Source organism: Pseudarthrobacter chlorophenolicus A6 (assembly GCF_000022025.1).
Taxonomy (GTDB): Bacteria; Actinomycetota; Actinomycetes; order Actinomycetales; family Micrococcaceae; genus Arthrobacter; species Arthrobacter chlorophenolicus.
On sequence record NC_011886.1, the window covers coordinates 1507861 to 1521101 of the forward strand.

General features: G+C 67.7%; 12 protein-coding genes. 9 read left to right on the forward strand and 3 right to left on the reverse strand.

Features of this window, described 5'->3' with window-relative positions; translation table 11 throughout:
* Nucleotides 1-62 precede the first annotated feature (62 nt).
* The gene (locus ACHL_RS06760; protein ID WP_015936557.1) at nucleotides 63-566 is read left to right on the forward strand and encodes a GNAT family N-acetyltransferase; all 504 of its coding nucleotides are present in this window, start codon (nucleotides 63-65) and stop codon (nucleotides 564-566) included.
* 49 nt (nucleotides 567-615) lie between these two features.
* Entirely contained in the window at nucleotides 616-996 is a 381-nt protein-coding gene (locus tag ACHL_RS06765) for a RidA family protein (RefSeq protein ID WP_015936558.1), read from the forward strand.
* 44 nt (nucleotides 997-1040) lie between these two features.
* On the opposite strand, the gene ACHL_RS06770 is transcribed toward ACHL_RS06765, so the two are convergent.
* Both ACHL_RS06770 and ACHL_RS06775 read right to left on the reverse strand, forming a co-directional pair.
* Nucleotides 1041-1703, reverse strand: a complete 663-nt coding sequence (locus tag ACHL_RS06770; RefSeq protein ID WP_015936559.1) for a response regulator — start codon at nucleotides 1701-1703, stop codon at nucleotides 1041-1043.
* A complete protein-coding gene (locus ACHL_RS06775; RefSeq protein WP_015936560.1) occupies nucleotides 1696-3423 on the reverse strand; it encodes a sensor histidine kinase in 1728 nt (575 codons plus the stop codon). Before ACHL_RS06775 ends, ACHL_RS06770 begins: the two co-directional genes overlap by 8 nt.
* Before the next feature lie 217 nt (nucleotides 3424-3640).
* Here ACHL_RS06775 and ACHL_RS06780 point away from each other — a divergent pair, with 217 nt between their 5' ends.
* The 4 genes from ACHL_RS06780 to gatB all read left to right on the forward strand — a co-directional run bounded on the left by ACHL_RS06780 (nucleotide 3641) and on the right by gatB (nucleotide 8640).
* Nucleotides 3641-5107: a CitMHS family transporter gene (locus ACHL_RS06780; RefSeq protein ID WP_015936561.1), complete on the forward strand. Its 1467-nt coding sequence runs from the start codon at nucleotides 3641-3643 to the stop codon at nucleotides 5105-5107.
* A 148-nt stretch (nucleotides 5108-5255) separates the two neighbouring features.
* Entirely contained in the window at nucleotides 5256-5552 is a 297-nt protein-coding gene (gene gatC / locus ACHL_RS06785; RefSeq protein WP_015936562.1) for an Asp-tRNA(Asn)/Glu-tRNA(Gln) amidotransferase subunit GatC, read from the forward strand.
* A 5-nt stretch (nucleotides 5553-5557) separates the two neighbouring features.
* Nucleotides 5558-7132 (forward strand): Asp-tRNA(Asn)/Glu-tRNA(Gln) amidotransferase subunit GatA, encoded by a 1575-nt coding sequence (gatA, locus tag ACHL_RS06790; protein WP_015936563.1) that lies wholly within the window; start codon nucleotides 5558-5560, stop codon nucleotides 7130-7132.
* On the forward strand, nucleotides 7132-8640 hold the full coding sequence (gatB, locus tag ACHL_RS06795) for an Asp-tRNA(Asn)/Glu-tRNA(Gln) amidotransferase subunit GatB (protein ID WP_015936564.1): 1509 nt from the start codon (nucleotides 7132-7134) through the stop codon (nucleotides 8638-8640). Before gatA ends, gatB begins: the two co-directional genes overlap by 1 nt.
* A 135-nt stretch (nucleotides 8641-8775) precedes the next feature.
* On the opposite strand, the gene ACHL_RS06800 is transcribed toward gatB, so the two are convergent.
* Nucleotides 8776-9687, reverse strand: a complete 912-nt coding sequence (locus ACHL_RS06800) for a LysR family transcriptional regulator (protein ID WP_015936565.1) — start codon at nucleotides 9685-9687, stop codon at nucleotides 8776-8778.
* Between the two features lie 131 nt (nucleotides 9688-9818).
* On the opposite strand from ACHL_RS06800, the gene tdh reads away from it, so the two are divergent.
* Genes tdh through ACHL_RS06815 form a run of 3 tightly spaced genes read left to right on the forward strand, consistent with a single transcriptional unit; the run spans nucleotide 9819 to nucleotide 13234 of the window.
* Complete coding sequence (gene tdh / locus ACHL_RS06805) at nucleotides 9819-10865, forward strand: L-threonine 3-dehydrogenase (protein WP_015936566.1); 1047 nt, start codon at nucleotides 9819-9821, stop codon at nucleotides 10863-10865.
* Nucleotides 10866-10873: 8 nt separating this feature from the next.
* Nucleotides 10874-12070 (forward strand): glycine C-acetyltransferase, encoded by a 1197-nt coding sequence (locus ACHL_RS06810; RefSeq protein ID WP_015936567.1) that lies wholly within the window; start codon nucleotides 10874-10876, stop codon nucleotides 12068-12070.
* 54 nt (nucleotides 12071-12124) lie between these two features.
* On the forward strand, nucleotides 12125-13234 hold the full coding sequence (locus tag ACHL_RS06815) for an NAD(P)/FAD-dependent oxidoreductase (RefSeq protein WP_015936568.1): 1110 nt from the start codon (nucleotides 12125-12127) through the stop codon (nucleotides 13232-13234).
* Nucleotides 13235-13241 lie beyond the last annotated feature (7 nt).

Here is a 13241-nt window from a genome sequence, read left to right on the forward strand (position 1 = left end):
GTTCAATCACGGAAAACGCTGTTTCCGTCCGCCGGCGCGCCCGGCAGCACTACCATTGACGGGTGCATCCGCAGATAACCATCCGCAGCGCCGTCGAATCCGATTATGACGCCGTTGCCCGCATCACCCGCGACTCCTACCTGGCCGCCGGCTACTTCGAGGACGCCGCGCACCCCTACATGGTCAAAATCCAGGACGTGGCGGACCGTGCCGGCCAGGCCACCATCTGGGTCGCCGAACGCGGGGGAGCGGTGGTGGGATCGGTGACCCTGGCGCTGGCGGGTGAGCCGTTCGCGGACATCGCCCTGCAGGATGAGCTCGAATTCCGGATGCTGGTGGTGGACCCTGCCGTGCAGCGCAGCGGCGCCGGCCGGGCCATGGTGGAGGCCATCATCGAGCACGCCCGGTCCCTTCCCGGCATCAACGCCGTAGCCCTCACCACGGGCCAGACCTGGGAAAGCGCCCACGGCCTTTACCGCACCACGGGCTTCCGCAGGGTCCCCGAACGCGACTGGCTGGTGCCCGGAACCGACATAAAGCTGCTGGTTTACCGGCTGGACCTGTAGCCGCCCTACAGTGGTGCCAGCCCGCATTCCATTGTTGAAAGGCACCACTATGCGCAAAACCTACGGCACCGGTTCCGTCTGGGAACAGTCACTCGGATACTCCCGCGCCGTCCAGGTGGACAACACCCTGTACATCTCGGCCACCGCGGCCAGCGGCGAGAACGGGATCGTGGGCGACGACTTCTACACCCAGACGCAGTTCATCCTGCAGAAACTGGGCGATGTCCTCGCCGATGCCGGGTTTGGCTACGGGGACGTGGTCCAGTCCAAGCTCTACCTGACGGACATCAGCCAGTGGGAAGACGCCGGCCGTGCCCACGGCGAGGTCTTCGGCGAGATCCGCCCCACCCTTTCCCTGGTGCACGTCCTGCCGTTCCTCGACCCGAAAATGCTGGTCGAAATCGAACTGGTGGCCCAGAAAAGCGCCTGACCTGCCGTAGTTGCCGGTCCGGCGCCAGGTGGTTCCCGGTCCAGCTAGGCCACCGGCAGTCCGTAGCGGTGCTCCGGCCTGCCGGTGGTCCCGTACCGGAGCTGGATGTCGACGGCGCCATCGTCCGCCAGCGATGACAGGTACCGTTGCGCCGTGGCCCGCGAAACGCCCACCCGCGCCGCGACCTCCGCGGCGGAGTACTGCTGGCCCGGTTCCAGCGAATCCAGCACCGCCGCCTCGGTGGCGGAGCGCGGTTTTGCCGACGGCGTGACGTCACCGGGGATGAGCGATCTCTTGGCCCGTTCCAGGGACTCCTGGTCCAGGGCTCCGGGCTGGGCCAGCAGCCGCCGGTACCTGGCGTAGGAGCGGAGCTGCTGTGACAACGCATCAGCGGTGAACGGCTTCAGCAGGTAACCCAGGGCGCCGCGGCGGAAGGCCACCCGGACGGACGCAGTGTCTGACGCGGCGCTGAGCATCACGGTGTCAACGTCCAGCTGCTGCAGCAGGTCCAGCCCCGAGGCGTCCGGCAGGTAGACATCCAGCAGCACCAGGTCCGGCCGGAGGCTGTGGATGGCCTGTAACGCCAGGGACGCCGTCCCTACGGGGGCCAGCGCCAGGAACCCGGCCACCGAGTCCACGTAGGCGGCGTGCAGCTTGGCGACGTGGAAGTCGTCGTCCACGATCAGCACCCGGAAGTCGTCAGCCATTCTGGTCCTTTCCAGTTTCGGAAGTCCGGGCGGCAGCGCCCGCGGTGGTGTGCGGCAAGGTGGCCATGAACACTGCGCCGGGACCGCCGCGGCTGCCGCGGTCCAGCACCGTCACGTCCCCGCCCCGGCGGCGCGCCAGCTGCCGGGCGAGGGCAAGCCCGAAGCCCTGCCCGCCGCCGTTGCGGTTGTTCCTGTTAAGCGAGCCCGTGGCGGTGGTGAACCCTTCGGCGAACACCGCCTCGGTATCCGTTCCCTCGGCCAGCCCGTCACCCGAGTCGGCCACCACGACGTGCAGTGTGCCGCCGTCGTCGCCCGGTTCGTCCAGCACCTCAAGCTCCACCCATTTCTCCGCTGCCGCACCGGCCACCGCAGCGTTAACCGCATTGTCGATCAGGTTGCCCAGCACCGTGGTGACGTCCTGCGCCTCGGTCACCTGGCCCCGGACCAGGGTCTCCGGACCGATCCGCAGGGACACGCCCCGCTCGTCCGCCTCCACGCCTTTGGCGCCCACGAAGGCCTGCAGGTAGGGGTCCTGGAGCAGCTCGGCCTGCTCCACGGGGAATTTCAGCGGCCCCGTGGCAGCCAGGGTGGCGAGGTAGTCGCGTGCCTGCCGGTGCTGCCCGATGCTCATGAACCCGGCCAGCGTGTGCAACTGGTTGGCGAACTCGTGGCGCTGCGCCCTCAAAGCGGTGGACATGGTGCCCACGGCGTCCAGTTGCCGGGTGAGTTCCTGCAGTTCGGTGCGGTCCCTGAGCATCACCACCCAGCCCAGGTCCTCGCGCCCGTGCAGGGCCTTGCGGGCATTGGCCACCAGCACCCGTCCGCCGGCCACCAGCTCCACGGCATCGGCGGCCGGCCGGTCCGGGCTGGTCAGGGCGGCCAGCTGGTCCGGCACCGGGGCGTCCTCCCAGCGCGTGCCGGCGAGGTCGGGCAGCCCCAGCATGCGCTGCGCCGCAGCGTTGAAGACGCTCACCCGGCCGTCGGCGGAGACACCGATAACGCCGTCGTCCACGCCCTGGAGCACTGCCACCTGGTCGTGGACCAGCGTGCTGATCTCCTCCGGTTCCAGCCCCAGCGTGAGCCGCTGCAGCCTCCGGCGCAACAGGAACGAGCCCAGGATGCCGGCCAGCAGAGCGCCGGCGGCGGTCAGTGCCACGGGTCCGATGTCCCGGGCCACGCTCTGGCCCACCGTTTCCATCGAGTAGCCGACGCTGACCTCGCCCACCACGGTGGAGTTGTCCGCGGCATAAACCGGGACCTTCGCTCCTGCCGACGCCCCCAGCGTTCCGGTGTTGCGGGTGGTGACTTCCCGTCCCGCCAGCGCCTCGGACGGATCGGTGCTGACCTTCTCGCCCAGCCGCTGCGGGTCCGGATGGGCCAGCCGGATGCCTTCTTCATCGGTGATCACCACGAACAACGCTCCGGTGCGGGTGCGCGCCGCTTCGGCGGAAACCTGCAGGGGGCCGGACGCCAGCTCAGACGGCGGGGGAGTGCCCTGTTCACCGCTGATGGCCAGTACGTCGGCACGCACCTCGGGGTCCGAAGCGACCGTGCGTGCCAGCGTCAGGGCCTGGTTTTCGGCTTCGCTGCCCACCCGGTCGTAGGTTAGCCAGGTATGGACGGCGGCGCTGAGCAGAACCACCAAAAGCACTACCGCCAGCTGCAGCAGGAGCGTCTGGGTGGAGAACCGCAGCGGCGGGCGCGGCATGGAGCGCTGCATGATCCTCCTTGACTGGCGCGGGGCGGGCGGCTTCCTGGGCACAGCGTCATCTGTGCGGCCCACCGGTGCGGATACCACGTGAGCACAATGAGCAAAATGCTCCCAATAAGCAGTATGCCAATCAATTGAGCCAAAGGCACGGCCGTGACGTCCGCCACCCTACAGTCTGTAGCACGCATCACAACGCTGTGGTGCCGTTCACAAGAAGGAGCCGGCTGTGCTGGTAATACTTGGATTCGCCATGATCGCGGTGTTCATGGTGCTGATCATGACGAAAAAGTTGACGCCAGTGCTGGCGCTGATCATCGTCCCCACTGTTTTTGGCCTTTTCGCAGGTGCCGGCCTCGGCATCGGGGACATGGTCCTGGACTCGATGAAGTCCATGACGTCCACCGCGGCCCTGCTGATGTTCGCCATCATTTACTTCGGCCTGATGATCGACGTCGGACTGTTCGACCCGCTGGTGAAGTTCATTCTCCGCAAGCTGGGCAACGATCCGGCCAAGGTTGTCCTGGGCACCGCCCTGCTGGCCGCCGCTGTTTCCCTGGACGGTGACGGCTCCACCACCTTCATCCTCACCACCGCCGCCATGCTCCCCATCTACCTGCGCCTGAAGATGAGCCCCGTGGTCCTCACCTGCGTGGCCGGCCTCGCCAACGGCACCATGAACATCGTCCCCTGGGGCGGTCCTACGGCCCGCGCCGCCACCGCCCTGAAGATCGACGTCAACGATGTCTTCGTACCCATGATCCCGTCGTTGATCGGCGGCATCGTCGTGGTCCTCGCCTTCGCCTGGATCCTCGGCCTCCAGGAGCGCAACCGCCTCCGCAGCACCCAGCCCGAGATCTGGGGCGTGCCCGATACCGCGGCAGAGTTCGACGGCGGCGCTACCGCCGGTTCCGGCGCAGGCCGCGGACACAAGGGCAACACCCCCGGCGGGGCAGCACCCGCAGGCGGTGCAGGCGACGGCGGGTCCGTGGCAGTGCTCGAACGCACCGAGACGCTCGTGGACGACCACGACGCCGCCATGGCGGACACCGCACTGGACCCCAACCGCAGCACCCTGCGCCCCAAGCTGTTCTGGTTCAACCTGGGCCTGACCGTGGCCGTCATGGCCATGCTCATCGCGGACCTCGTGCCGCTGCCTTACGTCTTCATGGTGGGCTCCGCCATTGCCCTCCTGGTCAACTTCCCCAAGGTCAAGGACCAGGGCGCCCAGCTCGTTGCACACTCTTCCTCGATCGTGGCCGTGGTCAGCATGGTCATGGCAGCATCCGTCCTCACCGGCGTGCTCACCGGCACCGGCATGGTGGAAGCCATGTCCGCGTGGCTGGTGCAGATCATCCCGTCCAGCATGGGCCCGCTGATGGCAGTCATCACCGGCCTGCTCAGCATCCCCATGACGTTCTTCATGAGCAACGACGCCTTCTACTTCGGCGTCCTGCCGGTCCTGAGCGAGACCGCCGCGCACTACGGCATCGGCGCCGCCGAAATGGCCCGGGCCTCCATCACCGGCCAGCCGTTCCACATGCAGAGCCCGCTGGTGCCGGCCATCCTGCTGCTGGTGTCCCTCGCCAAGGTTGACCTGGGCGACCACCACAAGAAGGTCCTGTGGCGTGCCGCCGTGGTGTCCCTGGTCATGCTGGGAATCGGCATGCTGACCGGAGCCATCGGGATCGGTTAGTCTGTTGCTGCCTGCGGCTGGCCCTCCGGGGCCGGCCAACGGCAGCGAAAGGTGCCCGTCTGACGCCCGCTGGGGGCCGTCAGACGGGCATCTGTGTTTCCCCACTAGAATGGATCGGAAACCAATCCGAACTTTGCAGGGGAGATCCATGGCTGCGATCAACCGTGACGATGTTGCGCACCTCGCGCGGCTCGCTCACATCGAGATGAGTGCCCAAGAGCTGGACAGGATGGCCGGAGAACTCGCCGTCATCGTTGATTCGGTCAAGTCCGTCAGCGAAGCCGCCGGGGATGACGTCCCGGCCACCTCGCACCCCATTCCGCTGACCAACGTCTTCCGCGAGGACGTAGTGGGGCACACCTTCAGCGCCGAGCAGGCACTGTCCGGCGCTCCGGACTCGGACGACAACCGTTTCAAGGTCCCGGCAATCCTGGATGAGGCATAACAAACATGACTGAACAGAACATCACTGCCGAGGGCCTGATCCGCCTGTCCGCAGCCGGCCTTGCCGAGAAGCTCCGCGCCGGCGAGGTCACCGCCGTCGAGGCTACCCAGGCCCACCTGGACCGGATCGCCGCAGTGGACGGCGGGGAACGCGGCGTCAACGCCTTCCTGCACGTCAACGCGGAGGAGGCGCTCGCCGTCGCCGCCGAAGTTGACGCCATCCGTGCCGCCGGCGGCGCCGAAGCCGAGGCCCTGCACTACCTGGCCGGCGTCCCCATCGCCGTCAAGGACCTGATCGTCACCGTTGGCCAGCCCACCACGGCCGGCTCGAAAATCCTCGAAGGCTGGCACAGCCCCTACGACGCCACCGTCGTGGAGCGGCTGCGTGCCGCGAAGATGCCCATCCTCGGCAAGACAAACCTTGACGAGTTCGCCATGGGCTCCTCCACCGAGCACTCGGCCTACGGCCCCACCCGCAACCCCTGGGACCTGGACCGGATCCCCGGCGGCTCCGGCGGCGGTTCCGCGGCCGCCGTCGCCGCATTCGAAGCCCCGCTGGCCCTGGGCACCGACACCGGCGGGTCCATCCGCCAGCCCGGCGCCGTCACCGGCACCGTGGGCGTGAAGCCCACCTACGGCAGCGTCTCCCGCTACGGCGCCATCGCCATGGCCTCCTCGCTGGACCAGATCGGGCCGGTCACCCGGACCGTGCTGGACTCCGCGCTCCTGCACCAGGTCATCGGCGGCCACGATCCCCGCGACTCCACCTCGCTGCCCGAGCCGCTGGCCGACCTCGTTGCCGCCGCCAAGACCGGCAGCGTCCAAGGCCTGCGGATCGGCATCATCAAGGAGCTGCACGGCGAGGGCTACCAGGCCGGCGTCGAAAACCGCTTCAACGAATCCCTGGAGCTGCTCAAGGAAGCCGGCGCGGAAATCGTCGAGGTCTCCTGCCCCAACTTCCAGTACGCGCTCGGCGCCTACTACCTGATCATGCCGTCCGAGGCTTCCTCCAACCTGGCCAAGTTCGACGGCGTCCGCTACGGCCTGCGCGTGCTCCCCGAAGAGGGGCCCATGACCATCGAACGCGTCATGGGTGCCACCCGCGCCGCCGGCTTCGGCGACGAGGTCAAGCGCCGCATCATCCTGGGCACGTACGCCCTGTCCGCGGGCTACTACGACGCGTACTACGGCTCCGCGCAGAAGGTCCGCACCCTCGTGCAGCGCGACTTCGACGCCGCGTTCGCCAAGGCCGATGTCCTCATTTCGCCCACGGCACCCACCACAGCCTTCCGGCTCGGGGAAAAGCTGGACGATCCGCTGGCCATGTACCTCAACGACGTCGCCACCATCCCGGCCAACCTCGCCGGCGTTCCCGGACTGTCCCTGCCGGGCGGCCTCGCGGACGAGGACGGACTGCCCGTCGGCATCCAGCTGCTGGCCCCGGCCCGCGAAGACGCCCGTCTCTACCGGGTTGGTGCTGTGCTGGAATCGCTGCTTGAAGCCAAGTGGGGCGGCCCGCTCTTGGCCCAGGCCCCCCACCTCGCCGCTGCGCCGGCCCTTGAAGCCCAGGAGGCAAAATAATGAGCACCGACACCATCCTGAGCTTCGAAGAGGCCATGGAGAAGTACGATCCCGTCTTGGGGTTTGAGGTCCACGTGGAGCTCAACACCAAGACCAAGATGTTCTCCTCCGCGCCCAACGTCTTCGGCGACGAACCCAACACCAACGTCAACGAAGTGGACCTCGGCATGCCCGGCGTCCTGCCGGTGGTCAACAAGACGGCCATCGAATCGTCGATCAAGATCGGCCTGGCGCTGAACTGCAAGATCGCCGAGACCTGCCGCTTCGCCCGGAAGCAGTACTTCTACCCGGACACCCCCAAGAACTTCCAGACGTCGCAGTATGACGAGCCCATTGCCTACGACGGCTACCTGGACATCGAACTTGAGGACGGCACCGTGTTCCGGGTCGAGATCGAGCGTGCCCACATGGAAGAGGACGCCGGAAAGCTGACCCACATGGGCGGCGCCACCGGCAGGATCCAGGGCGCCGACTTCTCCCTGGTGGACTACAACCGCGCCGGCGTCCCGCTGGTGGAAATCGTCACCAAGCCGATCGAGGGCGCCGGGTCCCGTGCGCCGGAACTGGCCAAGGCCTATGTGGCGGCCGTCCGCGAGATCGTCAAGAACCTCGGGGTGTCCGACGCCAGGATGGAACGCGGCAACGTCCGCTGCGACGCCAACGTCTCGCTCCGCCCGCACGGCCGCGAACGCTTCGGCATCCGGTCCGAGACCAAGAACGTGAACTCGCTGCGCGCCGTCGAACACGCCGTCCGCTACGAGATCCAGCGCCACGCTGCCGTCCTGGACGCGGGTGAACCGGTCATCCAGGAAACCCGCCACTGGCACGAGGACACGCGCACCACTACCTCCGGCCGTGCCAAGTCGGATGCCGACGACTACCGCTACTTCCCGGAGCCGGACCTGGTTCCCATGGTGGCCTCCCGCGAATGGGTGGAGGAACTCCGTGCCACCCTGCCCGAGCCGCCGGCCGAGCGCCGCAAGCGCCTGAAGGCTGACTGGGGCTACTCTGACCTCGAATTCCGCGACGTGGTCAACGCCGGAGTCCTGGACGAGATCGAGGAAACCATTTCCGCCGGTGCCAGCGCCTCTGTGGCCCGCAAGTGGTGGATGGGCGAGATCGTGGGCCGCGCCAAGGCCGCCGACGTCGATCCCGGCCATTTGGGCGTCCAGCCCGCCACCATCGTGGAACTCGCGAAGATGGTGGAAGACGGCAAGATCAACAACAAGATGGCCTCCCAGGTGCTGGACGGCGTCCTCGCCGGCGAAGGCACCCCGGAGGAGATCGTCGAAAAGCGCGGCCTTGCGGTCGTGTCCGACGACGGCCCCCTCCTGGAAGCCATCGATGCCGCCCTCGCGGCGCAGCCGGACGTCGCGGACAAGATCCGCGGCGGCAAGGTGCAGGCCATCGGTGCGATCGTTGGCGGCGTCATGAAGGCCACCCGTGGGCAGGCCGACGCCGGCCGTGTCCGCGAGCTCATCCTTGAGAAGCTGGGCGTCACCGCCTGACACCCCCACCCAACTGGGTAGCAGTTAATGTCGTTTTGAGCCCCATAACGACATCTACTGCTACCCAGTTGGGCTTTAAGGACCTTCTCGGGGACCGCCGGAGAATGCCCATACCCACCGTCACCCCGGCGCCTGTCAGCCCTGCTTCACCAGCCCCGCCATGATGTCCTGCAGCGCCTCGCAGACCGTCATCACCGACCGCCGCTTCAGGTTTTCCGGGCGCGCCAGCAGGTCGATCCGCCGCCGGGTGCTGATTCCCTTCAGCGGGCGCAGCACGATGTCCGGGTGCAGGACGGGACCGGCGGTGTACCGGGGAAGCAGTCCGATCACGCCGCCGGTGGCAACCAGCGCCGCGACGGTGGAGTAGTCGTTGATGCGGTGCACGATGGTCGGTTCCCGGCTGGACACGGCCGCGACGGCGGACAGGACATCGGCGGGGGAGTACCCGGCGTGGCTGGTCACCCAGGCCTCGCCTCCGACGTCGTCCGCTGTGACCGCTGCCTTGTCCGCAAGCGGATGCGCGGCGGGCAGGGCCACGTCAAGGGGTTCGTGCAGCAGCGGCACCACCGTTACCCGTTCCGTTGGCCAGCCCGGGCTGTGGTCCATCCGATGGGCCAGCACCAGGTCATACCGGGCGGTCAGCGCGGGAAAATCCTGCTGCGCCACGTCTTCGTCGGACAGCTCGAGCTGGGGCTGCCCCGGGCCCTCCAGGATCCGTGCCAGGGTGGCGAACACGGCCTGGCCGGCACTGTGGAAGCCGCTGACGGTGACGCGCCCCCCGCTTGAGCCGTGGTAGCTGCCGATCGCCGCCCGGGCGTCCGCCATGGCGCTGACGACGGCGGCCCCGGCGTCCGCGAGCACCTGGCCCGCGTCCGTCAGCACCAGGTTCCGCCCCTCCTTGCGCGTGAGCGGCACGTCCACCGAACGCTGCAGGAGTGCCAATTGCTGGGAGACGGCGGACGGGGTGACCATGAGGGTATCGGCCACCGCCTTGACGCTGCCGAGGGCTCCGAGTTCGCGGAGGATTTCGAGCTGGTGGATCTCCATCGGACCAGTTTACGCATTAGTAATTGCTACATCGTCGATTGAGAAGATTCCCATTGTGCTAAAGCGTTGCCGGGGCTGTAATGGGGAAGGCAGGATCCTGCCGAGCACGTGACGAAGAAGCGAGGAAGCCGATGAAGGCTCTTTACAAGGCGGGTCCGCAGGCCGGCTTCGAACTGGTTGACCGCCCGGAACCCGAAGCCGGTCCGGCCGATGTGAAGATCCGGGTGATGACCACGGGGATCTGCGGGACCGATCTGCACATCCAGTCCTGGGACGCCTGGGCACAGGGCATGATCGAAGCCCCGCTCATCGCCGGGCACGAGTTCTATGGCGAAGTGGTGGAGGTGGGCGCCGACGTCCGCGACGTCAGGGTAGGGGACAGGGTCTCCGGCGAGGGCCACATCGTCTGCGGGATCTGCCGCAACTGCCGCGCCGGCCGCCGCCAGATGTGCATCCACACCGTCAGCGTCGGCGTGCAGCGTGACGGAGCCTTTGCCGAGTACGTCGTCATTCCCGAGACCAACGTCTGGGTCCACCACGATCCTTCGGTCACCCCCGAACTCGGTGCGATCTTCGATCCCTTCGGCAACGCCGTGCACACCGCGCTCAGCTTCCCGCTGGTGGGCGAGGACGTCCTCATTACCGGTGCCGGGCCCATCGGACTCATGGCCATCGCCGTCGCCCGCCACGCCGGGGCCCGCAAGATCGCCATCACCGATGTCTCCAAGCCGCGCCTTGAACTGGCTGCCAAGCTGGGTGCGGACCTCACCATCGACGTTTCCGCCACCCGCGTCCGGGATGCCCAGCGCGAACTGGGAATGCGCGAAGGGTTCGACATCGGCATGGAAATGTCCGGTCACCCTTCCGCCCTCCCAGAAATGATCGACAACATGAACCACGGCGGCCGGATCGCCATGCTGGGCCTGCCCAGCCAGGACATCACCATCGACTGGGGCAAGGTGGTCACCCACATGCTGACGCTCAAGGGCATCTACGGCCGGGAGATGTACGAAACCTGGTATGCCATGAGCGCCATGCTGTCCTCCAACCCCGCCCTGCACGCCGGCATCTCCGCCGTGGTCACGGACACCCTCCCTGCCACAGACTGGGAGAAGGGCTTCGAGATCGCCCGCAGCGGCAGCGGCGGCAAAGTTGTCCTCGACTGGACCCGACTCTAAGGAACCCCATGTACACCTCCCTCAAGGACCAGCTCCGCGACGAACTCGAAGAGATCCGCACGGCAGGGCTTTTCAAGAACGAGCGCAGCATCAGCTCGCCCCAGTCCAGCCACATCACCGCAGGCAGGATCGGCGGCCCCGGCGCGGATGTCCTGAATTTCTGCGCCAACAACTACCTCGGCCTGGCGGACCACCCGGACATCATCGGCGCCGCCAAGCACGCCATGGATGAACGCGGCTTCGGCATGGCCAGCGTGCGCTTTATCTGCGGCACCCAGGACCTGCACCTGGAGCTTGAATCCCGCGTCTCGCGGTTCCTGGGCACCGAGGACACCATCCTGTTCTCCAGCTGCTTCGATGCCAACGGCGGGGTGTTCGAGTCCCTCTTCGGACCTGACGACGCCATCATCTCCGACGCCCTGAACCACGCGTCCATCATCGACGGCATCCGCCTCTGCAAGGCACAGCGGTACCGCTACGCCAACCAGGACATGGCCGAACTCGAGGCGCGGCTGCAGGAAGCCTCCGACGCCCGCCGCCGCATCATCGCCACTGATGGCGTGTTCTCCATGGACGGCTTCCTCGCCCCGCTGGAAGCCATCTGCGACCTCGCCGAAAAGTACGGCGCCCTGGTCATGGTGGACGACTCCCACGCGGTCGGCTTCATGGGCGGCACCGGCGCCGGCACGCCCGAGCACGCCGGCGTCTCCCACCGGGTGGACATTTACACCGGCACGTTCGGCAAGGCCCTAGGCGGCGCGTCCGGCGGCTACGTCTCCGGCCGGTCGGAAATCGTGGCCATGCTCCGGCAGAAGGCCCGCCCCTACCTGTTCTCCAACTCCCTTGCCCCGGCGATCGTCGCCGCCACCATCAAGGCATTGGACCTGGTGGAAAACTCGGCGGACCTCCGGAGCAGGCTCTTCGAGAATGCTGCCCTCTTCCGCCGCCGGATGACCGAGGAAGGATTCGACCTCCTTCCGGGCGAGCACGCCATTGTCCCGGTCATGTTCGGCGACGCCGTCCTGGCCGCCAAGGTGGCCGACCGGATGCTCCAGCACGGCGTCTTCGTCACCGCGTTCAGCTTCCCCGTGGTGCCGCGCGGCGCCGCGCGGATCAGGGTCCAGCTCTCGGCCGCACATTCAGCGGACGACGTCGAAACGTGCGTCCGCGCGTTCGTCGCCAGCCGCGCGGAAACAGCCAGCTAAGGGCGCCTGCATCTACCGGCTACCGGGCGCCGATATCTCTGCAAGGATGATGGCATGGCAGCTCATTACGATGTCCTGATCGTCGGAGGCGGCATCGCCGGCCTGTCCCTCGCTTCGGCGCTGGCTGGAAAGTGCAATGTGGCCCTGGTGGAGGCGGAGCAGGAACTGGCGTACCACACGTCCTCCCGCTCCGCCCGGCAGCTCATCCCCAGCTACGGCCCGCCGGTGGTGCAGGAGCTGACAGCCCGGACCCTCGAGCTGATGGCAGCCCGCGACGCCGAACTTCCCGAGCCCGTACTGACCCCGCGCAGCTTCATGCTCATCGGTACAGAGGAACAGGTGAAGGCTGAGTCCAGCGGCTCCATGCGGCCCATCACCCATGCCGAAGCGCTGAAGCTGTGCCCGGCACTGGTCCCCGAATCCTTTGCCGCGGCCGGGCTCGATGACGGATCCTTCGGCAGCAACGCACCGCTGCTGCTGGAGGACCACCGACGGCGGGCCGTGGACGCCGGCGCGGACATCATCACCGGAGCCAGGGTGCATTCCGCCCAGCACCTCGGCTCCGGCTGGCAGGTGGGGGCCGGCGCGGAGGGGTTCGAAGCCGGGGTGCTGGTGAACGCGGCGGGAGCCTGGGCCGACGAGCTCGCCGTGATCAGCGGCGTGGAGAAGCTCGGACTCCAGCCGTACCGGCGCACCGCGGCGATTGCCGCCGTCGAACGCCCCCTTCCGGAGGGCACCCCCATGGTGGCGGCAGCGGACAATTCCTTCTACTTCCGGCGCGAAGGCAACGGCGTGCTCATCTCGCCGTCTGAACACGTACCCAGCGGTCCCGAGGACGCCCGGCCCCGGCCGGGGGACGTGGAGCGGCTGGTGGAGCAGCTGAACGCGGTGACCACCCTGGGTATCACCGGCGTCCACCAGGCCTGGACCGGGCTCCGTACCGAGGCGGCCGACGGCGTCCCGGTAGCAGGATTCGACGCCGAAGCACCCGGCTTCTACTGGCTGGCGGGACAGGGCGGCTACGGCTTCCAGACCTCGGCCGCCATTGCAGAACTGGCCGCGGAACAGATCCTGGGCAGCTCGCCGGCCGGCCAGGCAGGCCCACGTCCGGAATCCCGGACAGAGCAGGCGCTCGCGGCCACGCGCTGGTCCATCAGGCGCTGAAGAATAA